Origin of the sequence: Paracoccus sp. J39, assembly GCF_000518925.1 — a bacterium.
Taxonomy (GTDB): Bacteria; Pseudomonadota; Alphaproteobacteria; order Rhodobacterales; family Rhodobacteraceae; genus Paracoccus.
The window spans coordinates 126,421-147,222 of record NZ_JAEN01000006.1 but is presented as its reverse complement, the minus strand read 5'-3'; the positions used below and the strand labels follow the sequence as shown (position 1 = coordinate 147,222).

Annotated in this window: 23 protein-coding genes; 13 read left to right on the top strand and 10 right to left on the bottom strand. The window is 68.1% G+C overall.

Annotated elements, in window-relative coordinates; genetic code table 11:
- Positions 1–113: 113 nt before the first annotated feature.
- Positions 114–1,067 (bottom strand): GlxA family transcriptional regulator, encoded by a 954-nt coding sequence (locus L632_RS0108110; protein ID WP_028712957.1) that lies wholly within the window; start codon positions 1,065–1,067, stop codon positions 114–116.
- Between the two features lie 5 nt (positions 1,068–1,072).
- On the opposite strand from L632_RS0108110, the gene L632_RS0108105 reads away from it, so the two are divergent.
- Together L632_RS0108105 and L632_RS24275 are read left to right on the top strand one after the other, a co-directional pair.
- Positions 1,073–2,023 carry a GntR family transcriptional regulator gene (locus L632_RS0108105; protein WP_084637824.1) on the top strand — a complete coding sequence of 317 codons (951 nt, stop codon included), beginning with the start codon at positions 1,073–1,075 and terminating at the stop codon, positions 2,021–2,023.
- Positions 2,020–2,169: a hypothetical protein gene (locus L632_RS24275; RefSeq protein ID WP_156929471.1), complete on the top strand. Its 150-nt coding sequence runs from the start codon at positions 2,020–2,022 to the stop codon at positions 2,167–2,169. Before L632_RS0108105 ends, L632_RS24275 begins: the two co-directional genes overlap by 4 nt.
- Positions 2,170–2,330: 161 nt before the next feature.
- Here L632_RS24275 and L632_RS0108095 read toward each other — a convergent pair whose 3' ends face one another.
- The 3 genes from L632_RS0108095 to phnF form a co-directional block, all read right to left on the bottom strand.
- On the bottom strand, positions 2,331–3,416 hold the full coding sequence (locus tag L632_RS0108095; protein ID WP_028712959.1) for a hybrid-cluster NAD(P)-dependent oxidoreductase: 1,086 nt from the start codon (positions 3,414–3,416) through the stop codon (positions 2,331–2,333).
- A gap of 3 nt (positions 3,417–3,419) precedes the next feature.
- Positions 3,420–4,658 (bottom strand): aromatic ring-hydroxylating dioxygenase subunit alpha, encoded by a 1,239-nt coding sequence (locus tag L632_RS0108090; protein WP_028712960.1) that lies wholly within the window; start codon positions 4,656–4,658, stop codon positions 3,420–3,422.
- A gap of 349 nt (positions 4,659–5,007) precedes the next feature.
- The gene (phnF, locus tag L632_RS0108080) at positions 5,008–5,724 is read right to left on the bottom strand and encodes a phosphonate metabolism transcriptional regulator PhnF (RefSeq protein ID WP_028712961.1); all 717 of its coding nucleotides are present in this window, start codon (positions 5,722–5,724) and stop codon (positions 5,008–5,010) included.
- A gap of 118 nt (positions 5,725–5,842) precedes the next feature.
- On the opposite strand from phnF, the gene phnG reads away from it, so the two are divergent.
- The 7 genes from phnG to phnN are packed head-to-tail and all read left to right on the top strand — an operon-like array spanning position 5,843 to position 10,805.
- Entirely contained in the window at positions 5,843–6,295 is a 453-nt protein-coding gene (phnG, locus tag L632_RS0108075) for a phosphonate C-P lyase system protein PhnG (protein WP_028712962.1), read from the top strand.
- Positions 6,292–6,858: a phosphonate C-P lyase system protein PhnH gene (gene phnH / locus L632_RS0108070; RefSeq protein WP_028712963.1), complete on the top strand. Its 567-nt coding sequence runs from the start codon at positions 6,292–6,294 to the stop codon at positions 6,856–6,858. The genes phnG and phnH overlap by 4 nt, the downstream gene beginning before the upstream one ends.
- Entirely contained in the window at positions 6,858–7,940 is a 1,083-nt protein-coding gene (locus tag L632_RS0108065) for a carbon-phosphorus lyase complex subunit PhnI (protein ID WP_028716606.1), read from the top strand. The genes phnH and L632_RS0108065 overlap by 1 nt, the downstream gene beginning before the upstream one ends.
- On the top strand, positions 7,937–8,809 hold the full coding sequence (locus L632_RS0108060; RefSeq protein WP_028712965.1) for an alpha-D-ribose 1-methylphosphonate 5-phosphate C-P-lyase PhnJ: 873 nt from the start codon (positions 7,937–7,939) through the stop codon (positions 8,807–8,809). The genes L632_RS0108065 and L632_RS0108060 overlap by 4 nt, the downstream gene beginning before the upstream one ends.
- Entirely contained in the window at positions 8,806–9,588 is a 783-nt protein-coding gene (phnK, locus tag L632_RS0108055) for a phosphonate C-P lyase system protein PhnK (RefSeq protein WP_028712966.1), read from the top strand. The genes L632_RS0108060 and phnK overlap by 4 nt, the downstream gene beginning before the upstream one ends.
- Before the next feature lie 3 nt (positions 9,589–9,591).
- On the top strand, positions 9,592–10,275 hold the full coding sequence (phnL, locus tag L632_RS0108050) for a phosphonate C-P lyase system protein PhnL (protein WP_028712967.1): 684 nt from the start codon (positions 9,592–9,594) through the stop codon (positions 10,273–10,275).
- Positions 10,272–10,805, top strand: coding sequence for a phosphonate metabolism protein/1,5-bisphosphokinase (PRPP-forming) PhnN (gene phnN / locus L632_RS0108045; RefSeq protein WP_028712968.1), 534 nt, complete (start codon positions 10,272–10,274; stop codon positions 10,803–10,805). Before phnL ends, phnN begins: the two co-directional genes overlap by 4 nt.
- Here phnN and L632_RS0108040 read toward each other — a convergent pair.
- A complete protein-coding gene (locus L632_RS0108040) occupies positions 10,787–11,467 on the bottom strand; it encodes a DUF1045 domain-containing protein (protein ID WP_028716605.1) in 681 nt (226 codons plus the stop codon). The genes phnN and L632_RS0108040 overlap by 19 nt on opposite strands.
- Before the next feature lie 95 nt (positions 11,468–11,562).
- On the opposite strand from L632_RS0108040, the gene L632_RS0108035 reads away from it, so the two are divergent.
- From L632_RS0108035 to L632_RS0108025, 3 genes are all read left to right on the top strand, one after another.
- Complete coding sequence (locus L632_RS0108035) at positions 11,563–12,705, top strand: alpha-D-ribose 1-methylphosphonate 5-triphosphate diphosphatase (protein ID WP_028716604.1); 1,143 nt, start codon at positions 11,563–11,565, stop codon at positions 12,703–12,705.
- Between the two features lie 98 nt (positions 12,706–12,803).
- Complete coding sequence (locus L632_RS0108030) at positions 12,804–13,277, top strand: carboxymuconolactone decarboxylase family protein (RefSeq protein WP_028712971.1); 474 nt, start codon at positions 12,804–12,806, stop codon at positions 13,275–13,277.
- The gene (locus L632_RS0108025; RefSeq protein WP_028712972.1) at positions 13,267–14,148 is read left to right on the top strand and encodes a sigma-70 family RNA polymerase sigma factor; all 882 of its coding nucleotides are present in this window, start codon (positions 13,267–13,269) and stop codon (positions 14,146–14,148) included. Before L632_RS0108030 ends, L632_RS0108025 begins: the two co-directional genes overlap by 11 nt.
- On the opposite strand, the gene L632_RS0108020 is transcribed toward L632_RS0108025, so the two are convergent.
- Genes L632_RS0108020 through L632_RS0108000 form a run of 5 tightly spaced genes read right to left on the bottom strand, consistent with a single transcriptional unit; the run spans position 14,127 to position 19,694 of the window.
- Positions 14,127–15,086 carry an ABC transporter substrate-binding protein gene (locus L632_RS0108020; protein WP_024843906.1) on the bottom strand — a complete coding sequence of 320 codons (960 nt, stop codon included), beginning with the start codon at positions 15,084–15,086 and terminating at the stop codon, positions 14,127–14,129. The genes L632_RS0108025 and L632_RS0108020 overlap by 22 nt on opposite strands.
- An 18-nt stretch (positions 15,087–15,104) precedes the next feature.
- The gene (locus tag L632_RS0108015; protein ID WP_028712973.1) at positions 15,105–16,073 is read right to left on the bottom strand and encodes an ABC transporter permease; all 969 of its coding nucleotides are present in this window, start codon (positions 16,071–16,073) and stop codon (positions 15,105–15,107) included.
- Positions 16,070–17,554 carry a sugar ABC transporter ATP-binding protein gene (locus L632_RS0108010; RefSeq protein WP_028712974.1) on the bottom strand — a complete coding sequence of 495 codons (1,485 nt, stop codon included), beginning with the start codon at positions 17,552–17,554 and terminating at the stop codon, positions 16,070–16,072. The genes L632_RS0108015 and L632_RS0108010 overlap by 4 nt, the downstream gene beginning before the upstream one ends.
- Positions 17,551–18,645 (bottom strand): Gfo/Idh/MocA family protein, encoded by a 1,095-nt coding sequence (locus tag L632_RS0108005; RefSeq protein ID WP_028716603.1) that lies wholly within the window; start codon positions 18,643–18,645, stop codon positions 17,551–17,553. The genes L632_RS0108010 and L632_RS0108005 overlap by 4 nt, the downstream gene beginning before the upstream one ends.
- On the bottom strand, positions 18,642–19,694 hold the full coding sequence (locus L632_RS0108000; RefSeq protein WP_028716602.1) for a sugar phosphate isomerase/epimerase: 1,053 nt from the start codon (positions 19,692–19,694) through the stop codon (positions 18,642–18,644). Before L632_RS0108000 ends, L632_RS0108005 begins: the two co-directional genes overlap by 4 nt.
- Positions 19,695–19,790: 96 nt before the next feature.
- Here L632_RS0108000 and L632_RS0107995 point away from each other — a divergent pair, with 96 nt between their 5' ends.
- A complete protein-coding gene (locus L632_RS0107995) occupies positions 19,791–20,801 on the top strand; it encodes a LacI family DNA-binding transcriptional regulator (protein ID WP_028716601.1) in 1,011 nt (336 codons plus the stop codon).
- Position 20,802 lies beyond the last annotated feature (1 nt).

Sequence of the window (20,802 nt, the reverse complement as noted above, 5' to 3'; positions counted from 1 at the left end):
TCACTCTACCTCGACATCGCAAAAAGCGACGTTCTTCATGTGAACAGCGACATCTTCCGGGCTGGCCGCAAACTTGCGGCTGGCGGCTGTGTAAGGGTCCAGTGCTCGGCCCCCTACCCCAGCTTCCCTCGTTGCATCATGGGCGTTACTCCGAAAGCGGTCCGGTAGACGCGTGAGAAGTTGCCAGGGTTGTCGAAGCCGCACGACAAGGCGATATCGGTGACCGACATTTCGGTCTGGAGAAGGAGATGCCTGGCCTTCTCCAGGCGCATTTCCATGAAATATTTCTTTGGCGCCGTATTCAGATATTTTCCGAACAGCCGTTCCAGCTGCCGCGTCGAAATTCCGATCTTGCGAGCGATCGCCGATGGAGGGATCGGATCGTCCAGACGTTCGCGCATGATCTCGATAGCGCGAACAAGATGAGAATTTCGCATTCCGCTTCGGGATTGCAACGAGACCTTCTGGGCGGAAGATGAGCCGCGAACCGCATTATAGACCATCTGGTCGGAAACCGCGACGGAAAGGTCGTAGCCATGTTCCTGTTCTATCAGGTTCAACATCAGGTCCGCGGTGGCCGTTCCGCCGGACGCGGTGATATATTTCTCGTCGGCGACGAAGACGTTCCGCACCAGGTTGACTTCCGGAAACTCCTCCATGAAACTGTCGTGGTATTCCCAATGAATGGCGGCCTGCTTGCCGTTCAGGAATCCGGCTTTTGCCAGAACATAGGCACCGGAACACAGGGCTCCGATTTTCGTTCTTCCGCCTCGATCCAGGGTGCGAAGGCTGGCGATCAGGTTGCGGAAATCCTTGTGCCGCATGTTGATGCCCGAAAGGACGAATACCCGGTCGCACGGGGGAATGCTTTCGAACTTGTGCTGAACGACAATTGCGGTGCCGTCCGAGCTGATGGCGGTTTCCCCGTCCAGGGAAGCATAGGACCAGCGATACAGTTCCTTGCCGCTGATCAGATTGGCGATCCGGAGGGGATCGACGGCGCATGCAAAGGCAAGATGCGTATAGTCCTCGACAAGCGCGAAGACAAAATGTTGCGGTTTTGACATCTTCTATGCGCATCTCCAAGAAAGGGCCCGCGGCCCTGCCGGCGCAATTCCTGCTGCGAGACCTCGTTTATATTCCGGCCTTCGATCCAGCGCCGGCGGTCTCATGTGATCCTCCGCCAAGAGGAAAAAGCACAGATTTCCATTGTAGACAACATGTCTTTCTTCTCGCTACAGTGCTTGAGAGGCCTTGGCTTGCCCTGAATACGGGTCGTGCTCAGGGTGGGAGGCACGCAGTGAGCGAAGGACAGACCAGCAAGAAGGTGAAATGCCTGGAGGATCTGCGCCGGCGCATCCTGACCCAGGAGTTGGAGCCCGGTGCCTATCTGGATGAGGTCCAGCTCTCTGAAAGATACGAGATTTCTCGCCCGCCCCTGAGGGAGGTCCTGAACCAGCTGGCAGGAGAGGAATATGTGGTCCTGCACAAGAATCGCGGGGCGCAGGTGGCCCCCATGTCTCACAAGACGCTGCGGAATTTCTTCGTGGCAGCGCCGATGATCTACGCGGCGGTGAGCCGGCTTGCCGCGGAACATGCCAGGCCTGCCCAGATCATGCGGCTGAAGGATACGCAGCTTCTGTTCCGCGCGGCGATTCGCAATCGCGATGTGGCCGGGCGCGCGCTGATGAACCAGCGGTTTCATGCGATCATCGGCGAGATGGCCGACAATGAATATCTCATGCCCAGCCTGCGGCGGCTGCTGATCGATCACACGCGCATCGCGATGACCTTCTACAGTCCGCGCGCCGAAGCTCTGGCCGAGCAGCGCCGGGTCGCCGCCGACCAGCATGACCAATTCATCGCACTCATCGAGCGTGGCGATGCCGATGCCGCCGCAGAGCTTGCCGTTGCGCATTGGGAGCTGTCCCGGGCCGAGATCGAAAGCTTCGTCACCCCTTCCGGCATGCGGATCCCGCTTGGTCGCGTCCCTGCCGTCCTGAACGGGGATGAAGCCACATGACATTCGGGGGCGGGGCGCCGATGCAGATGTTTCCCCCTGCGGTCATGCGGCAATGGGACGACGGCCTTTTCGGCACCAAGGGTCGACCGACCCGGCTGCTGCCGCAGGCGGTCCAGCAGATCGGCGCGAATACCGACATGCGCTGAAGGGCGTTCCGGGCTGCCGCCGCTGCCGTTAAGGCGATGCCGGAGTCTGCCATCGATCAGGAACCGGCAGCCGGCAGGCCGAAGCCTGCGAAAACCGGGGCGCGGTCCTGGATGCGGGACCGGCTTCCGGTCCCGCCGGGATTGGTCCGCCGAAACCGACGTCAGACCTCGACCTCGACATGGCCGATCGGCTTCGAGCAGCAGGCCAGGATATAGCCTTCCTCGATATCGTCGTCCGAGATGCCGCCGCTATGCACCATATGCACCTGACCCGAGAGCTTGCGGATCTTGCAGGTGCCGCAAACGCCGAAGGTGCAGCCCGAGGGGATGTTCAGGCCCGACCGCTTGGCCACGGCCAGAACGGTGTCGGTTTCGGTGCACAGGGCGTCCACGCTGGAGGCCGCGAAGGTGATCTTGGCCGCGGCGTGGTCGTCCGGGACCACGTCGTCATGCTCTTCGATATCCTCGACGGTCTCGATGGGCTTGGCGAAGCTTTCCTGGTGATAGTGCTCCATGTCGTAGCCAAGCGCGATGAGCATTTCGCGCACGGCATCCATGAAGGGCTCGGGCCCGCAGCAGTAAACCTCGCGCTCCATGTAGTCGCCGGCGATCAGGCCCAGCATGATCTGGTTCAGCCGGCCGCGGAAGCCGGTCCAGACCTGATAGGGATCGTCCTCCTCGACGATGAAATAGAGCTTGATCGACGGCACCCGCGCGGCCATGTGCTCGAATTGCTTGCGCGCGATGATTTCGGAGGGCCGCCGGGCGCAGTTCACCAGGGTCACGTCGATATCGGTCGCCCGGTCGAACAGATAGGTGGTCATCGCCAGCGAGGGCGTGATCCCCGAACCCGCCGAGATGAAGAGATATTTCTTCTTTTCGTTCCTCGGCATGGTGAAGACGCCCAGCGGACCCGTCGCCTTGATCCGCATCCCCGGGCGCAGGTGGTCCAGCATCCAGCGCGTGCCGATGCTGCCCGCCTGCGCCTTGACCGTCACCGAGATCGACAAGGGCCGCGAGGGCGAGGAGGAGATGGTGTAGGTCCGCCAGACCGTCTCGCCGGGCACGGGCAGTTCCAGGGTCAGGAACTGGCCCGGCTCGAACTTGAACAGCGCGCCGCTGGGGGAAACGAAGCTGATGGTCGCGACATCGGGCGCCTCGGGCACCACCGAGCAGCAAACCAGCTCCTCGGTGTCGCGCCAGATGTCATTGCTGTCGGAAACGACCAGGTTGCTGTGAACCGTCATTCCTTACTCCGCCGCCATCGTCTTGGGGCCGGTGATCGCGCGAACCAGCGTGCTGGCATACCAGTCGGTGAACTGGATCAGCCCGCCCTCGTGGATTTCCGAATAGGGGCCGGGCTCATAGGCCGGGGTCAGGATGCCGCGCTGGTTGTTCTCGACGACCTCGCGATCCTCGTCATTGGTGGCGATCCAGACTTCGGTCAGCCGCTTCAGGTCGTAGTCCTGGCCCTCGACCGCATCCTTGTGGACCAGCCACTTGGTGCAGACCTCGGTTTCGGTCGGGCTGATCGGCGTCACCCGGAACAGGATGCTGTGATCGGACAGGAAATGGTTCCAGGTGCCCGGATAGCGGAATTTCAGCAGCGCGCCCGCATCCCGGAACGGAATCCCCGAGTTCGGCCTGGTCGAGGCGACCTTGCCGTCCATGGTGTAGCTTTCGGCGCCCTCAAGCAGCGGGGTGCGCACGAAGCGCCATTCGCCCAGTTCCGCGATCCTGAAGGCCGAGGGCGCGCCGATGGCTTCGCAGCGCGCGACATGCTTGTCGAGATCCGAGGCCAGGACCCCGTCGTCGTTGTTGCCGATGGCGCGCGGGTCCTCGGGGAAGGTGCGGCACAGCGAGGGATGGTTGCCCGCGCAGTGATAGCATTCGCGGTTGTTTTCCCAGACCAGCTTCCAGTTGCCCTTCTCGATGATGGTGCTCTCATAGGCGATCCTGGAGTTCTCCAGGTCGTGCGGCGCCAGGTAGCGCGCCGTCTCGGCCGCCAGTTCCTCGATATCCGGGGCCACGTCGGCGACGCAGATATAGACCATCCCCGACAGGTTGCGGCAATGCACCTGCTTGAGGCCATGCCGCGACGGATCGAATTCGGGGCCCATGTCGCGCGCCCAGATCAGCCGGCCGTCCAGGTCGTAGGTCCATTGATGATAGGGGCAGACGATCTTCGGGTTGCGGCCCTTCTTGCTCTTGCACAGGACCGAGCCGCGGTGACGGCAGGCATTGTGGAAGGCGCGGATCTGGCCATCGGTGCCGCGCACGATCACCACCGAATAGACGCCCACCTCATGGACGACATAGTCGCCGGCTTTCGGGATCTCGCAGGACGGGATGGCGAAAAGCCATTCGCGATACCAGATGTTTTCCAGATCGACCTGGAAGACGCCGGGATCGCAATACAGCTCCTGCGCAAGGGAATGGGCTGGCTTGCGGCGCAGAAGCATCGACAGAACATCCGATTCGCGCAACATGACTTGGCTCCTGTAAAAGGGTTCGACGGGTGCGAACCCGGGGTCGTTTTTCATGAAAGCGTGGCGGATCCACCCGGCCCACCGCCCTTCTTTCTGTGATTCAGCACGAATCGAGCCCGACGCACTTCGCAATTTGCGACACGGACGGCCGGCGGTGCGACGCGCGGCCGCCTCGCGTCATGCCGGTGGCATTCGGCGCCTTGCCGCGGCCGGACCAGCTGGAGCTGGAGCCGCAGGTCCGGCGGCGCGGCTCTTTTGTCCGTGGCCCTGCTCTCGCCCCCGGGCCGTGCACCGCCTCACCGCCTCCGCCTTCGCACCGCGGACACGGCGCGGTTCCCGATGTCCGGGCCTAAACGTCCTCGGGGCGCAGGGTCAGCGTGACGCGGTCGCCGGCGAACCAGGTGGTGCCGTATTCGACCGGCACGCCCGCACCGTCCACGTTCACCGAGACCGAGCGCAGCACCGGCGCCCCCTCGGGCAGTTCCAGCGTCAGCGCCATCACCGCCGGCGCCAGCTCGGCCGTCAGCCGGGTCGAGGCGCGGGTATAGTCCTTCAGCCCGCATTCCGCCAGCGCCGCGGTGACCGAGGGGATCTCGACCACATGCCGCAACAGGTCGGGAAAGCGCCCGGCATCGAAGACCGAGCGGAACACCGCCACAGGCTGGCCATCGACCAGCGACACGCCCTCGACCACATGCACCGGGCTGCCGGCGGCAAGGCGCAGCGCCTCGGCCTCCTCGGCATTGGCGGCGCGCGTCTCGGTCAGCGTCAGCCGGCGCGAGGGCGTGCGGCCCGAGGCGACGATGTTGCGATGAAACCGCACCCGGCGGCCCAGCGGATAATCGGTCGGCCGCGCCGCGACAAAGACCCCCGCACCGCGGCGCGAGCGCAGCGTCCCCGCCTCGGCCAGCGCGGCCAGCGCGTGGCGCACGGTATGGCGGTTCACCCCGAAACGCGCCGCCAGCACCGCCTCGGAGGGCAGCTTGTCGCCGGGGTGGTAATGCCCGCCGGCGATCTCGGCCGCCAGCGTGTCGGCGATGGATTTCCAGATCGCGCTGCGCGCCATGCACCCCCCTGTCACCGAAAATTCACAAGACTGCCCTTGAGCCGAATCGGCGGGCAGGCTATCACTTGTCTAGTTGTATAGGAATCTAGACAAACCCGCAAGCTTGTCGAGGCCCGGAATGTCCCACTCTTCCCCTTCCGAAACCGCTGCGCGCCGCGACTGGATCTCGGCGCTGGCCAAGGCGCCGCCAGGGCGGCTGGCGGCGCTGCTGCCCGACCTGCCCGCGCATGAGCTGCTGCGCGCGCCCGAGATCGGCACCGTGATGGTGCAGGGCCGTATCGGCGGCACAGGCGCGCCCTTCAACCTGGGCGAGATGACCGTGACCCGCTGCTCGGTCCGGCTGCCGGGCGGTGCGGTGGGCCATGCCTGCGTGCAGGGCCGCGACAAGGCCCATGCCGCCCGCGCCGCCATCGCCGATGCGCTGATGCAGACCGAGGCCGCGCCGCGGATCGAGGCGAAGGTGCTGACCCCCCTTCGGGCCGAGGCCGCCGAAGCGCGCGCCAGCCGTGCCGCCAAGGCCGCCGCGACCCGGGTCGAATTCTTCACCATGCTGCGCGGAGAGGACGCATGAACGCCATCCTGACCGGGGGTTTCGCCGACCCTTCCACCCAATCCGCCCATGCCTTTCGCGCGCTGCTGGAGGCCATGGCCCGGCCCGGCCGCATCTTCGCCGTCGCTGGCGCGCAGCCGCCTGCCCCGATCTCGGTCGCGGCGGGGGTGGCGCTGCTGACGCTGACCGACGCCACCACGCCGCTGCATCTGGCCGGCGCCGCGGATTGCGAGGCGCTGCGCGGCTGGATCGGCTTTCACACCGGCGCGCCGCTGGTTGCGGCCGAACAGGCGCAATTCGCGCTTGGCCGCTGGGATGCGCTGCAACCCGTCAGCCGTTTCCGCATCGGCGAGCCGCCCTATCCCGACCGCTCGGTCACGCTGATCGTCGAGCTGGACCGGCTGGAGCCCGAGGGCGCCCGCCTGACCGGCCCCGGCATCGAGGCCGAGGTGCGGCTTTCGCTGCCCGAGACCGCCGCCTTTCGCGCCAACCGGGCGCTGTTCCCGCTGGGCTTCGATTGCATCCTGACCTGCGGCGACCGGCTGGCCGCCCTGCCCCGCAGCACCCATGTGGAGGACGCCTGATGTATGTCGCCGTCAAAGGGGGCGAGCGCGCCATCGACGCCGCCCATGCCTGGCTGGCCGAGGAACGCCGCGGCGATCCCGCGGTCCCCGAGCTGACCGTGGCCCAGATCCGCGAGCAGATGGCGCTGGCGGTGAACCGGGTGATGGCCGAGGGCTCGCTCTATGATCCCGACCTTGCCGCGCTGGCGATCAAGCAGGCGCGCGGCGACCTGATCGAGGCGGTGTTCCTGATCCGCGCCTATCGCACCACATTGCCGCGCTTCGGCGTCTCGCGCCCGGTCGATACGGCGGCGATGGCGGTCGATCGCCGCGTCTCGGCCACCTTCAAGGATCTGCCGGGCGGGCAGGTGCTGGGCCCGACCTTCGATTATACCCACCGCCTGCTGGACTTCGCGCTGGCCGCCGAAGGCACGCCGCCGCCCGCCCCCATGGCGCCTGCCTCGGACGAGCCGGTGCCGCATGTCACCGGCCTGCTGGACCGCGACGGGCTGATCGAGCAGCAGCCGGCCGAGGACACGCCCGCCCCCGACCTGACGCGCCAGCCGCTGGAACTGCCGGCCTCGCGCGCGCTGCGCCTGCAGGCGCTGGCGCGGGCGGACGAGGGCTTCACCCTGTCGCTGGCCTATTCCACGCAGCGCGGCTATGGCCGCACCCATGCCTTCGTGGGCGAATTGCGCATCGGCCGCGTCGCGGTCGAGGTGGAACTGCCCGAGCTGGGCTTCGCCGTCGAGATCGGCGAGGTCGAGCTGACCGAATGCGACACGGTGAACCAGTTCAAGGGCTCGAAGACCGAGCCGCCGCAATTCACCCGCGGCTATGGCCTGGTCATGGGCCAGTCCGAGCGCAAGGCGATTTCCATGTCGCTGGTCGACCGCGCCCTGCGCTGGCAAGAGCTGGGCGAGGATTTCATCGGCGCCCCCGCACAGGATGAGGAGTTCGTGCTAAGCCATTGCGACAACATCCAATCGACGGGTTTCCTCGAACATATCAAGCTGCCGCATTACGTCGATTTTCAGGCGGAACTGGAACTGGTCCGGCGCATGCGGCGCGAGGCCGTGCAGATGCAGGAGGCGGCGGAATGACCGACCAAGCCTATAATTTCGCCTATCTGGACGAACAGACCAAGCGGATGATCCGCCGCGCGCTGCTGAAGGCGCTGGCAATCCCCGGCTATCAGGTGCCCTTCGCCAGCCGCGAGATGCCCATGCCCTATGGCTGGGGCACCGGCGGCGTTCAGGTGACGGCGGCCTGCCTGACCCCGGACGACCGGCTAAAGGTCATCGACCAGGGCGCGGACGACACCACCAATGCCGTGTCCATCCGCCGCTTCTTCCAGCGCACGGCGGGGGTCGAGACCACCGAGCGCACTGCGGAGGCCACGGTGATCCAGACCCGCCACCGCATCCCCGAGCAACCGCTGAGCGAAGGCCAGATACTGGTCTATCAGGTGCCGATCCCCGAGCCCCTGCGCTTTCTGGAGCCGCGCGAGACCGAGACCCGCAAGATGCACGAGCTTGAGGAATACGGGCTGATGCATGTCAAGCTTTACGAGGACATCGCCCGGCATGGCGAGATCGCGACCGCCTATGCCTATCCGGTCAGGGTCGAGGGGCGCTATGTCATGGACCCCTCGCCGATCCCGAAATTCGACAATCCGAAGCTGGCCGGCAACCCGGCGATCCAGCTTTTCGGCGCCGGGCGCGAGGCGCGCATCTATGCCGTACCGCCGTATTCCGACGTCGTGAGTCTGGATTTCGAGGACCATCCCTTCATCGCCTCGAAGGCCGATCACGCATGCGACCTCTGCGGCTCGGCCGGCAGCTATCTGGACGAGGTGATCACCGACGACCGGGGCACGCGCATGTTTGTCTGTTCCGACACCGATTTCTGTGCCTCGCGCCAGGCGCAGGGGCATCGCGGCCGCCTGTCGCCGCAAGGAGCCACGCCATGACCCTGATGCAGAACGCCATCACCGCCGCACCGCTGCTGTCGGTGCAGGGCCTGACGAAACGCTACGGCGCCCGGATCGGCTGCATGGGCGTCGGCTTCGACCTTTATCCCGGCGAGGTGCTGGGCATCGTCGGCGAAAGCGGTTCAGGGAAATCGACGCTGCTGTCCTGCCTTGCCGGCCACCAGCGCCCGGACGAGGGACGGATCCTGTTCGACGGCGCCGACGTGCTGGCCTTTTCCGAGGCCGAGCGGCGCCGGCTGCTGCGCGGCGACTGGGCCTATGTCCACCAGAACCCGCGCGACGGGCTGCGCATGGGCGTCTCGGCCGGCGGCAATGTCGGCGAGCGGCTGATGGCGGTGGGCGCACGCAACTATGCCGCCATCCGCGAGACCGCCACCGACTGGCTGGGCCGGGTCGAGATCGCGGCGGACCGGATCGACGACCGCCCCTCGGTCTTTTCGGGCGGCATGCAGCAGCGGCTGCAGATCGCGCGCAACCTGGTGACGGGGCCGCGGCTGGTGTTCATGGACGAACCGACCGGCGGGCTCGACGTCAGCGTGCAGGCGCGGCTTCTGGACCTGCTGCGCGGGCTGGTGCGTGACCTTGGCCTGTCTGTGGTGATCGTGACCCATGACCTTGCCGTGGTGCGGCTGCTCGCCGACCGGCTGATGGTGATGAAATCGGGCCGGGTGGTGGAATGCGGGCTGACCGATCAGGTGCTGGACGATCCGCAGCATGCCTATACCCAGCTTCTCGTGTCCTCTGTCCTTCAGGTGTAGCCCATGATCGAGATCCGGAACCTTTCGAAAAGCTTTACCCTGCACAATCAGGGCGGCGTGGCGATCCCGGTGATGGCGGGGGCGCATCTGCGCGTGGCCGGCGGCGAATGCGTCGGGCTGGTCGGCCGGTCCGGCGCCGGCAAATCGACGCTGATGCGCATGGTCTATGGCAATTACCTGGCCGAGGCCGGCTCGATCCGCATCGGCGAGGTCGATGTGGTCACGGCCGAGCCGCGGCAGATCCTGGCCTTGCGCCGCGCGGTGCTGGGCCATGTCAGCCAGTTCCTGCGCGTGGTGCCGCGCGTGCCGACGCTGGAGGTGGTGGCCGAGCCGCTGCTGCGGCTGGGCACCCCTGCCCCCGAGGCCCGCGCCCGCGCCGCCGAACTGCTGGCGCGGCTGAACATCCCGGAACGGCTCTGGCGGCTGTCGCCCACCACCTTCTCGGGCGGCGAGCAGCAGCGGGTCAACATCGCCCGCGGCTTCGCCCATGACTATCCGGCGCTGCTGCTGGACGAGCCGACCGCCAGCCTCGACGCGCAGAACCGCGAGGTGGTGCTGCGCCTGATCGAGGAGGCCAAGGCCCGCGGCGCCGCGATCCTCGGCATCTTCCACGACGAGGGGGCGCGGGACCGGGTCTGCGACCGGCTGGTCGACGTGACCGGCTTTACGCCGGGGCTGGCGGCATGAGCCGGCGGCTGGTCGCCGTGGTCGGCCCCTCGGGCGCGGGCAAGGACACGCTGATGGCGCTGGCCTGCGCCGCGCGGCCCGACATCCGCGCCGCCCGCCGCGTCGTCACCCGTCCGGCCGAGGCCGGCGGCGAGGATTTCGAGCCCGTCACCGAGGCCGAATTCGCCGCGCGCGAGCGGGCCGGCGCCTTCGCCCTGCATTGGCGCGCGCATGGGCTGGGCTATGGCATCCCGGCCGACGCGCTGGCGGGCGAAGGCACGCTGCTCATCAATGCCAGCCGCGCCGTGCTGGCCGAGGCGCAGGCGCGGTTCCCGGACCTGACGGTGCTGCTGGTGACGGCGCCGCCCGAGGTGCTGGCGCGGCGGCTGGCCGGGCGGGGGCGCGAAAGCGGCGCCGATCAGGCGGCGCGGCTGGCTCGGGCGGGCTTTCCGCTGCCGCCCGGTCTCGCGCCGCGCGTGGTGATGAACGACGGCACGCCCGATCAGGGGCTTGCGCGCTTCCTCGCCGCGCTTCAGCCGGAAAGGGTATAGCGATGCAGCAGGTGAAAACGCCCGTCCCCCGCCTCGCCGAACAGGCACAGGTCCGAGACCTTGAAGGGCCGGGGCAGGACCGGGGCGAAATGCGCCTCCAGGATCCGCGTCGCCTCGGCGGCCAGCGGTTCCTCCAGCCGGTCGGTCAGGGTCAGGTGGAAGCGGAATTCCTCCATCACATAGGGATAGCCCCAGAGCTCCAGCAGCTCGCGCTGCCGCGGCGTCAGCTGCTCGGGGCGGCGGCGGGCGATCTCGGCCTCGGTCAGGGGCGCGCGAAAGCCGTCCAGCGCCGCCACCACCGTCGCGGCCAGGGTTTGCAGCGGCGCCGTGTCGCCTTCGGGCACCAAGGCCAGAAAGCCGCCCAGGCTCGCCAGCCGCAGCCCGGGCAGGACGACCGGCGAAAGCCGCGCCGCGAGAGCCTCGACCGCCCGGTGCAATGCTTCGGCATCCCGGTCCTCGGCCAGCCGGAAGGGCGGCTTCAGCGTGCCGTGAAAGCCGTATCGGCGCGGGTCGCGGGTGATCTCCTCGGCCGGCAGGCCCAGTTCCGGCGGGGTCAGCGGCTGGCCCGTGGTGGCATCCCAGCCCAGCCATGCATCGGCGCAGCGGGCGAATTCCCCCTCGGGCGGGGCGTAATAGACGGCGTAACGCTTCATGATTTCCATGCGCAGGCTCTTATCGCTGGCGTGTCACAGGCTTGTGACACGGCGCTGGCATTCAGCCCGCCCATGGAGCCAGACGCAAGACAGGACAGCACGAAATGACCGAGACGATCCTTGCCAATGCCACGCTTATCCTGCCCGACGAGGTGATCCCCGGCGCGCTGCGCATGGCCGATGGCCGCATCGCCGCCATCGATCCGGGCCGGATGGTGCCGACGGGCGCGCTGGATTGCGAGGGCGATCTGGTGCTGCCGGGCCTGATCGAACTGCATACCGACAATCTGGAGCGGCACATCCAGCCCCGCCCCCGGGTGCATTGGCCGCATCAGGCGGCGATCCTGGCCCATGACGGCGAACTGGCCAGCGTGGGCATCACCACGGTCTTCGACGCGCTGCGCGTCGGCTCGGTCGTGTCGGACGGCAAGGCGAACTATGGCGAATATGCCCGGGCGCTGGCCGACGAGATCCTGGATCTGCGGGACAGGGGCGCGTTGAAGATCAGCCATTTCCTGCACCTGCGGGCCGAGGTCTGTTCCGAAACCCTGGTGGCCGAGATGGCGAAATTCGGCCCCCGGGACCGCATCGGCATCGTCAGCCTGATGGACCACACGCCCGGAGAGCGGCAGTTCCGCGACCTCTCGAAGCTCAAGGACTATGTCTGCGGCAAGCACGGCCTGTCGGATGAAGGCTTCGCCGATCACGTCGCCAGCCAGCGCGCCCTGCGCGAAAGGCTGGGCGCGCTGCACGAAGCCACCGCGGTGGCCGAGGCGCGGCGCTATGGCGCGGTGCTGGCCAGCCATGACGACACCACGGCGGCGCAGGTCGCGGTTTCGGCCGGGCACGGCGCGCATTTCGCCGAATTCCCGACCACGGCCGAGGCGGCGCGCGCCTGCCGCGACCACGGCATCCGGGTGATGATGGGGGCGCCGAACCTGATCCGCGGCGGCAGCCATTCCGGCAATGTCGCGGCGGCGGATCTGGCCGAGGCGGGGCTTCTGGACATCCTGTCCTCGGATTACGTGCCCTCGTCGCTGCTGTCGGCGGCGCTGCTTCTGGGCGATCTGTGGGGCGACATGGCGCGCGGCATCGCCACCGTGACCCAGGCCCCGGCCGAGGCGACGGGGCTCGGGGATCGCGGCCGGCTTGCGGCCGGGGCGCGCGCCGACGTGATCCGCGTCGCCCGCATCGGCGAGGCGGGGGCGCTGCGCGGCGCCTGGGTGCAGGGCAAGCGCGTGGCCTGACCGGGTGGACCGGCGGCGGCCGTGGATTTTCTTGCGGAGGGATGTCACATTTCCGGGCGCTGCCTCGTCAAGTCGGTGCAACAGAACGGAGCAACCCGATGACACCCCGCATGACCGATCATTTCGACCGCACCAGGACCGGCTATCGCGCGCTGACAGGCTTCGAGGCCGCGCTGCAGGCCGGACCGCTGGAGCCGAAACTGCTGCATCTGGTCAAGCTGCGCGCCTCGCAGATCAATGGCTGCGCCTTCTGCATCCAGATGCACACGGCCGAGGCGTTGCAGGACGGCGAGACCCATCTGCGCCTGCACATGGTCGCCGGCTGGCGCGACAGCCCGCTGTTTTCCGACCGCGAGCGCGCCGCGCTGGCCTGGACCGAGGCGCTGACGCTGATCGCCCAGACCGGGGCGCCGGACGCGGATTGGCAGGCGGTCGAGGCGGCCTTTTCCCCGGACGAGCGCGCCTGGCTGACACTGGCCATCGGCGCGATCAACCTGTGGAACCGCGTGCAGGTCGGCTTGCGTGCCCGCCATGCGATGGGCCTGCCGGCGGAACGGGCCGATGCGGCCTGACCGCGCCACGCAAACCTTTCAGGCGCAGCGGCCCCGGCTGCTGCGCCTGGCCTATCGCATGCTCGGCAGCCATGCCGAGGCCGAGGACATCCTGCAGGAGGCCTGGCTGCGCTGGGACCGCAGCGACCGGACGGCGATCGCCGAGCCGGCGGCATGGCTGACGCGGGTGGTCTCGCGCCTGTGCCTCGACCAGATGAAATCCGCCCGCGCCCGGCGCGAGTCCTATCCCGGCACCTGGCTGCCCGAGCCGCTGATCGAGCCCCAGGACGACAGCCTGCGCGCCGACAACCTGACGCTGACCCTGATGATGGCGCTGGAGCGGCTGACGCCGCTGGAACGCGCCGCCTTCCTGCTGCACGACGTCTTTGGCGAAAGGCTGGACGAGGTCGCGGAAACCATCGGCCGCAGCCCGGCCGCGACGCGGCAGCTGGCCGCACGGGCCCGCGCGCATGTGCGCGTCGACCGGCCCCGCCATGCCGTTCCGAAAGAGACCGGCGAGGCGCTGGCCCGCGCCTTCTTCGAGGCTTGCCGGCAAGGCGATCCGGCGGTGCTGGGCCGGATCCTTGCCCGCGACGTGCGGATCTATTCCGACGGCGGCGGCAAGGTGGTGGCCTTCCTCAACGTGATCGCGGGGGCCGAGCGCGTCGCCCGGCTCTATGCCGGGCTGGCGCGCAAGCCCGGCCCCCCGCCCGAGTTCTTGGGCGCCGTCACCATCGACGGCCTGCCCGGCTTTCTCAGCCGCGTCGGCGGCCATCTGCAGACCACCGCCCTGCAGATCGAGGAAGGCCGCGTCGCCGCCATCTTCATCACCCGCAACCCCGACAAGCTGGCGGGGCTGCGGCCGGCCGTTCAGAACGGGCTGTCGGGATAGTAGAACTGCTCGGCGTTCTCGGGGGTGATGAGCTGGCTGCTGATGATGAAGCGCCCGGTCATCGGCGCATTCGACACGAAGTTCAGCGCCGTCATCTCGATGGCCGAGGAGATCAGCGCCGGCGGATAGGTCACGTTCACCGGCAGCTGCTTATCGCCCTCCATGATGCGCTTGACGATTTCCTTCATGCCGGCGCCGCCGATCACCCACATCTCGTCCTGCCGGTTCGCGGCCGAGATCGCTTCGAGCACGCCGATGGCCATGTCGTCGTCGGCCGCCCAGACCGCATCGATCTGCGGATATTTCGCCAGATAGTCCTGCATCACCGCAAAGGCGTCGTCGCGGTTCCAGTTGCCGTGCTGCATGTCGAGGATCTCGACCTCGGACCCCTCCAGCGCCGCCCGGAACGCATCGACGCGCTCGTTGTCCAGCGTGGTCGGGATGCCGCGCAGCACCACGACCTTGGCGCCGGGCTCAAGGTTCTCCTTGAAATATTCCCCCGCGACGCGGCCGAAGGCGGTGTTGTCGCCGGCGACGTAAAGATCCTCGATCCCCTCCTGGCTCAGCCCGCGATCCACCACGGTCACGAACTTGCCCGCATCCTTGACCGCCTTGACCGGCGCGGTCAGCGGCTCGGATTCGAAGGGCAGCACCACCAGCGCGTCGATGTTGCGCGTGGCCATCATGTCCTCGATGTCGTTGACCTGCTTGGCCGGGTCGCCGGCGGTGGAGAGCACGAATTCAAGGTTGGGATAGGCGGCACCCAGCCGCTTGATCGTGTCCTGCGCGTGCCAGTTCAGCCCGCCCATGAACCCATGCGTGGCGGACGGGATCGACACGCCGATGATCTTCTTCTCGGCCTCCTGCGCGACGGCAGGGGCGGCGATCCCCATCGCCGCCATCAGGGCCGCGGCTTTCATCAGGCTTCTGCGTTTCATTTGTTGCTTCCTCCCCAGTCACCGCTCCTCGGCGGTGCGTTTTTCCCGCTGCAAGACGACAGCAAGAACGATGATGACCCCCTGGATCGCCCCGTTCAGATAGGGGCTGACCAGATCGGCCAGATTCAGGATGTTGTCGATCAGCGACAGGATCAGCACACCGACCACCGTGCCCCAGACCCGGCCGCGCCCGCCCTTCAGCGCGGTGCCGCCGATGATGACGGCGGCGATGGCCTCAAGCTCCCACAGAACCCCGGTCGAGCCCGAGGCCGAGCCGAGCCGCGGCACGTAAAGCACCACCGCCAGCCCGACCAGCACGCCCAAAAGCACATAGGTCAGAAGCCGCATCCGGTTCACGTCGATGGCCGAATAGCGCGCGACCCGGTCGTTCGAGCCGATGGCCTCGACATGGCGGCCGAAGCGGGAATGGCGCATGGTCCATTCGCCAAGGACCGCGACGATGGCAAAGACGATGATCGGCCAGGTGATCCAGCCGATCCCGCTGTAATAGACCGGCCGGTAAAGCGTGCGCAGCCCGTAATCCAGCGACAGCGTGCCGCCATCGGCCAGCCACGTGACCAGCGAGCGGAAGATGCCCATGGTGCCCAGCGTGACGATGAAGGGCTCGATCCGCGCCTTGGTGACCAGCGCGCCGTTCAGGTATCCGGCGGCGACGCCGCCAAGGATCGCCACGCCCATGCCGATCAGGACCGTTCCCCAGTTCAGGCCGGTCGTCGGCAGGGCGGCGTTCATGGCGATGATGGCGATGCCGGCCAGAAAGGCGGCCATGGACCCCACCGACAGGTCCAGCCCGCCCGCGGTGATGACGAAGGTCATGCCGACCGCGATCAGCCCGATGAAGGCCGAGCGCGCCAGCACATTGGTGATGTTCGCCGGCGCCAGGAAGGCGCTGTTCAGCGCCGCGCCCAGGATCACCAGGGCGACCAAAGCGACAAGCGGGCCAAGGGTATGCAGGTCGATCTTCATGCGGCTTCTCCGGTCACGCCCATGGCAAGGCGGACGATGCGGTCCTCGGTCATGTCCTCTCCGGCCAGTTCGCCGGCCAGCCGCCCCTCGCGCATCACCAGCACGCGGTCGGCCAGGCCGATCACCTCGGTCATCTCGCTGCTGATGACGATCAGGCTGCGGCCTTCGGCGGCAAGCTTGCGGATGAAGGCATAGATCTGCCGCTTGGTGCCCACGTCGATGCCGCGCGTCGGCTCGTCGATGAGAATGATTCGAGGATCAGGAAGCATCACCTTGGCCAGCAACAGTTTCTGCTGGTTTCCTCCCGACAGCTTTCCGGCCGGCATGTCGCGGCGCGGGGCGCGGATGTCGAATTCCCGCGTCGCGCTGTCCAGCGCGGCATCCTCGGCCTTGGTGTCCAGCCGCCAGCCGCCGAAGCGTTCCAGCGTCGCCAGCGTCAGGTTCTCGCGCAGCCCCTTGTCGAGCAGCAGCCCCGCCTCCTTGCGGTCCTCGGTCAGATAGGCGAGGCCGGCGGAAAAGGCGTCGCGCAGGCTGCGGATGGCGACGGGCCGGCCCTCGACCCGGATCTCGCCGGTCGAGGGACGCAGCCCGACCAGCCCCTCGGCCAGTTCGGTGCGGCCGGACCCGACAAGGCCGGCGATGCCCAGCACCTCGCCCCGGCGCAGGGTGAAGCCGACGTCGCGGACCCGGCCCGGCACGGTCAGGCCCCGGACCTCCAGCGCAGGCGCGTCGCCCGGCTGGCCCTTGGGCGGGTAGAAATCCTGCAATTCGCGGCCGACCATGGCGGTGGCCATGCCGTCCTCGGTCAGCTCGCCGCGCAGCGCCTGGCGCACCACGCGGCCGTCGCGCAGCACGGTGATGCGGTCGGCCAGATGCGCCACCTCGTCCAGCCGGTGCGAGCAGTAAAGGATCGCCACCCCCTCGGCCCGCAGCCGGTCGATCTGGGCGTAAAGCGCACCGACCTCGCGATGGGTCAAGACGGCGCTGGGTTCGTCCATGATGAGGACGCGGGCCTTGCGCGACAGGGCCTTGGCGATCTCGACCATCTGGCGGTCGGGCACCGACAGGTCGCGGATGCGCGCCTCGGGGTCGATGCGGGTGTCCAGCCGCTTGAGCAGCGCGGCGGTCGCGTCCCGCATGGCGGCATGGTCCAGCCGCCAGCCGCCGATCTCGCGGCCCAGGAACACATTCGCTGCCACCGTAAGGTCGGAGGCGAGGTTGAATTCCTGGTGGATGACCACGATGCCCTGCGCCTCGGCCTCGGGCCCGCTGGCGAACCGGAGGGGCTGGCCGTCCAGCAGGATCTGGCCCGATGTCGGGTCCAGGAACCCGCCCAGGATCTTCATGATCGTGGACTTGCCGGCACCGTTCTCGCCGATCAGGGCATGGACCTCGCCCGGTTCCAGCGCCAGATCGACCCCGTGCAGCACTTCGATCGGGCCGAAGCGTTTCGAGACGTTGTCGAGCGCCAGCACGGTCATGGCCCGACCTCGATCCAGGTGCCGCCGCGCGCCGAGGAAGCCTGAGCGGCAGCGATGAACGCCATGCCGGACAGCCCGGCCTCCAGACCCGGCACGCGATCCAGCAAGCTGGAATCTCCTCGAATAATACTCTCTATATCCCGGTAAATATTTGCAAAACCTTCAAGATACCCCTCGGGATGTCCCGGCGGGGTGCGCGACGAGGCGCTGCGGTCCTGCGCCCGGGTCAGGATGCGGGCCGGGCCGTCCTTGGGCGACAGGATCAGCCGCTCGGGCTCGGGCAGGCGCCATTCCAGCGCCGCCTTGGTGCCAAAGACCCGCAGCGACAGCCCGTTCTCCTGCCCCACGGCGACCTGGCTGACCCAGATGCCGCCCTTGGCGCCCGAGGCATAGCGCAGCGCGATCCGCGCATCGTCATCGACCGCGCGGCCCGGCACCATGCTGGACAGATCGGCCGACAGGGAGGCGGGTGTCTGGCCGGTCACGAATTGCGCCAATTGCCAGGCATGGGTGCCGATATCGCCGATGGCCCCGGCCCCGGCGCGGGCGGGGTCGGTGCGCCATTCCGCCTGCTTGCCCTCGGCGCGGTCGGCGAGCCAGCCTTGCAGATATTCGGCCTGCACCAGCCGGATCTCCCCCAGCGCGCCCTCGGCCACCAGCGCGCGGGCCTCGCGCACCATGGGCATGGCGCAATAGTTGTGGGTCAGGAAGAACCGCGCGCCGCTGGCCCGCGCTGCCTCGGCGATCTCGCGCGCCTGCTCGGGCGTCGCGGCCAGCGGCTTGTCGCAGATCACATGGATGCCCGCGCGCAGGAAGGCCGCAGCGGGGGCGGCGTGCAGGTGGTTCGGAGTGACGATGCTGACCGCCTCGATCCCGTCCTCGCGCGCCGCCTCGGCCCGCGCCATCTCGGCGAAGTCGCCATAGCCGCGGATGCCCAGTTCGGCGGCGCTGGCCGCGGCACGCGCGGGGTCCGAGGACAGCGCCCCCGCGACCAGCACAAACCGCCCGTCCATGCGCGCCGCGATGCGATGGATGGCGCCGATGAAGGCGCCGCTGCCGCCGCCGACCATGCCCAGGCGAACCGGTCTCATAGCCCCAGCGCCCTGTCGATGGCCGCTCGGTCGACGCGGCTGGCGGCGAAATCGTCGAAGGCGTGCGGCGTGACCCGGATGATGTGGTCGCGCACGAAACGCGCACCCTCGCGCGCGCCGTCCTCGGGATGCTTCAGCGCGCATTCCCATTCGACCACCGCCCAGCCGTCGAAACCGTATTGCGTCAGTTTCGAGAATACCGCGCCGAAATCCACCTGACCGTCGCCGGGACTGCGGAAGCGGCCCGCGCGTTCGGCCCAACCCTGATAGCCGCCATAGACCCCCTGCCGGCCGGTCGGGCGGAATTCGGCATCCTTGACGTGGAACATGCGGATGCGGTCGTGATAGATGTCGATGTTCTGAAGGTAATCAAGCTGTTGCAGGAGATAGTGCGAAGGATCGTAAAGCATGTTCGCCCGGCGGTGCCCGTCCACGCGGTCAAGGAACATCTCGAATGTCACGCCGTCATGCAGATCCTCGCCCGGATGGATCTCATAGCAGAGATCCACCCCGTGCTCTTCGGCCAGGTCCAGCAGCGGGCGCCAGCGCGCGGCCAGCGTGTCGAAGGCGGCCTCGACCAGCCCCGGCGCGCGTTGCGGCCAGGGGTAAAGATAGGGCCAGGCCAGGGCCCCCGAAAACGTCGCCATCCGGTCCAGCCCCAGCAGCCGGCTGACGCGGATCGCGCGGGCGACCTGATCGACCGCCCATTCCTGCCGCGCGCCGGGATTGCCGCGCAGGGCGGGCGGCGCAAAGGCGTCGAAACCGGCGTCATAGGCCGGATGCACGGCGACAAGCTGGCCTTGCAGATGGGTGGAAAGCTCGGTCACCTCGACGCCGTTCTGCCGGGCGATGCCCAGGAATTCGTCGCGATAGTCCTGCGAGTCCCCGGCACGCTTCAGATCCAGGATGCGCGGGTCGCCGGTCGGCACCTGCACGCCCCGATAGCCGCAATCGGCGGCCCAGCGGGTGATGCCGTCCCAGCTGTCGAAGGGCGCCGTCTCGCCGATGAACTGCGCCAGGAACAGCGCCGGTCCCTTGATGGTCCGCATGGTTTCCCTCTCTCCCCCAGGGTCAGGCTGCACTGGTCTGCAATCGATTGCAACATTTTCTTGCGCCGCCCCTCGCGGCGCGCGTAACCTTGGGCGATGGAAAGCCGGACCCCGCCCGGACGGGCCAGATTGTCGGATGTCGCGCAGCGCGCGGGCGTGTCGGCCTCGACCGTCAGCCGGGTGCTGTCCAATCCGGGGGTGGTGGCGAAGGCCACGCGCGAGGCGGTGATGCAGGCCGTGGCCGAGACCGGCTATCGCATGAACCACGCCGCGCGGAACCTGCGCAAGCAGCGGACCGGCTGCGTCGTGGCGCTGGTGCCCAATCTGGGCAATCCGTTCTTTGCCAAGATCCTGGACGGCATGGGCCGCGAACTGGCCGGGGCCGGCTATGACCTGCTGGTCGCCGACACGCTGGAGGATAGCGGGCGGCATAGGCGGCTGGACCGGTTCCTCGACCCCTCGCGGGCGGACGGGATCATCCTGCTGGACGGGCTGGCGCCCTTTGGCGACCTGGCGGGGCGGGCGGACCTGCCGCCGGTGGTCACGGCCTGCGAATGGATCGAGGGCGCGGACCTGCCCCGGGTCATGCTGGACAATCGCGAGGGCGGGCGGCTGGCCGTGGCGCATCTGCGTGCGCTTGGCCACGCGCATATCGGCCTGATCGGCGGCCCGCCCGGCAACGTGCTGCACAAGGCCCGGCGCGAGGGCGCGATGGAGGCGGCGGGCGATGCGCGGATCACCGAATTTCCCGGCGACTTCACCCTGCAATCGGGGCAGCAGGCGGCGCTGGCCTGGCAGGCCCTGCCGGTCTCGGACCGCCCGACCGGCATTTTCGCCTTTTCCGACGAGATGGCCTGCGCCTTCATGTCGGGCCTTCAGCGCGCCGGGCATCATGTGCCGCGCGATGTCTCGATCGTCGGCTTCGACGATATCGAGCTGGTGTCCCACCTGGCCCCGGCGCTGACCACGATCCGCCAGCCCAAGCGCGAGATCGGCCGCAAGGCGGCGCGGATCGTGCTGGACCGCATCGCCGGGCGCGACATCCCGGCCGTGACGCTGCTGGCGCCGCTGATGATGGCGCGCGAGACGACGGCGCCGCCGCCCTGAA

Bases quoted from the DNA above. Each gene is read 5' to 3' on its own strand.
- L632_RS0108110 (WP_028712957.1), bottom strand. From the start codon at position 1,067: ATGTCAAAACCGCAACATTTTGTCTTCGCGCTTGTCGAGGACTATACG.
- L632_RS0108105 (WP_084637824.1), top strand. From the start codon at position 1,073: ATGCGCATCTCCAAGAAAGGGCCCGCGGCCCTGCCGGCGCAATTCCTG.
- L632_RS24275 (WP_156929471.1), top strand. From the start codon at position 2,020: ATGACATTCGGGGGCGGGGCGCCGATGCAGATGTTTCCCCCTGCGGTC.
- L632_RS0108095 (WP_028712959.1), bottom strand. From the start codon at position 3,416: ATGACGGTTCACAGCAACCTGGTCGTTTCCGACAGCAATGACATCTGG.
- L632_RS0108090 (WP_028712960.1), bottom strand. From the start codon at position 4,658: ATGTTGCGCGAATCGGATGTTCTGTCGATGCTTCTGCGCCGCAAGCCA.
- phnF (WP_028712961.1), bottom strand. From the start codon at position 5,724: ATGGCGCGCAGCGCGATCTGGAAATCCATCGCCGACACGCTGGCGGCC.
- phnG (WP_028712962.1), top strand. From the start codon at position 5,843: ATGTCCCACTCTTCCCCTTCCGAAACCGCTGCGCGCCGCGACTGGATC.
- phnH (WP_028712963.1), top strand. From the start codon at position 6,292: ATGAACGCCATCCTGACCGGGGGTTTCGCCGACCCTTCCACCCAATCC.
- L632_RS0108065 (WP_028716606.1), top strand. From the start codon at position 6,858: ATGTATGTCGCCGTCAAAGGGGGCGAGCGCGCCATCGACGCCGCCCAT.
- L632_RS0108060 (WP_028712965.1), top strand. From the start codon at position 7,937: ATGACCGACCAAGCCTATAATTTCGCCTATCTGGACGAACAGACCAAG.
- phnK (WP_028712966.1), top strand. From the start codon at position 8,806: ATGACCCTGATGCAGAACGCCATCACCGCCGCACCGCTGCTGTCGGTG.
- phnL (WP_028712967.1), top strand. From the start codon at position 9,592: ATGATCGAGATCCGGAACCTTTCGAAAAGCTTTACCCTGCACAATCAG.
- phnN (WP_028712968.1), top strand. From the start codon at position 10,272: ATGAGCCGGCGGCTGGTCGCCGTGGTCGGCCCCTCGGGCGCGGGCAAG.
- L632_RS0108040 (WP_028716605.1), bottom strand. From the start codon at position 11,467: ATGGAAATCATGAAGCGTTACGCCGTCTATTACGCCCCGCCCGAGGGG.
- L632_RS0108035 (WP_028716604.1), top strand. From the start codon at position 11,563: ATGACCGAGACGATCCTTGCCAATGCCACGCTTATCCTGCCCGACGAG.
- L632_RS0108030 (WP_028712971.1), top strand. From the start codon at position 12,804: ATGACACCCCGCATGACCGATCATTTCGACCGCACCAGGACCGGCTAT.
- L632_RS0108025 (WP_028712972.1), top strand. From the start codon at position 13,267: ATGCGGCCTGACCGCGCCACGCAAACCTTTCAGGCGCAGCGGCCCCGG.
- L632_RS0108020 (WP_024843906.1), bottom strand. From the start codon at position 15,086: ATGAAACGCAGAAGCCTGATGAAAGCCGCGGCCCTGATGGCGGCGATG.
- L632_RS0108015 (WP_028712973.1), bottom strand. From the start codon at position 16,073: ATGAAGATCGACCTGCATACCCTTGGCCCGCTTGTCGCTTTGGTCGCC.
- L632_RS0108010 (WP_028712974.1), bottom strand. From the start codon at position 17,554: ATGACCGTGCTGGCGCTCGACAACGTCTCGAAACGCTTCGGCCCGATC.
- L632_RS0108005 (WP_028716603.1), bottom strand. From the start codon at position 18,645: ATGAGACCGGTTCGCCTGGGCATGGTCGGCGGCGGCAGCGGCGCCTTC.
- L632_RS0108000 (WP_028716602.1), bottom strand. From the start codon at position 19,694: ATGCGGACCATCAAGGGACCGGCGCTGTTCCTGGCGCAGTTCATCGGC.
- L632_RS0107995 (WP_028716601.1), top strand. From the start codon at position 19,791: ATGGAAAGCCGGACCCCGCCCGGACGGGCCAGATTGTCGGATGTCGCG.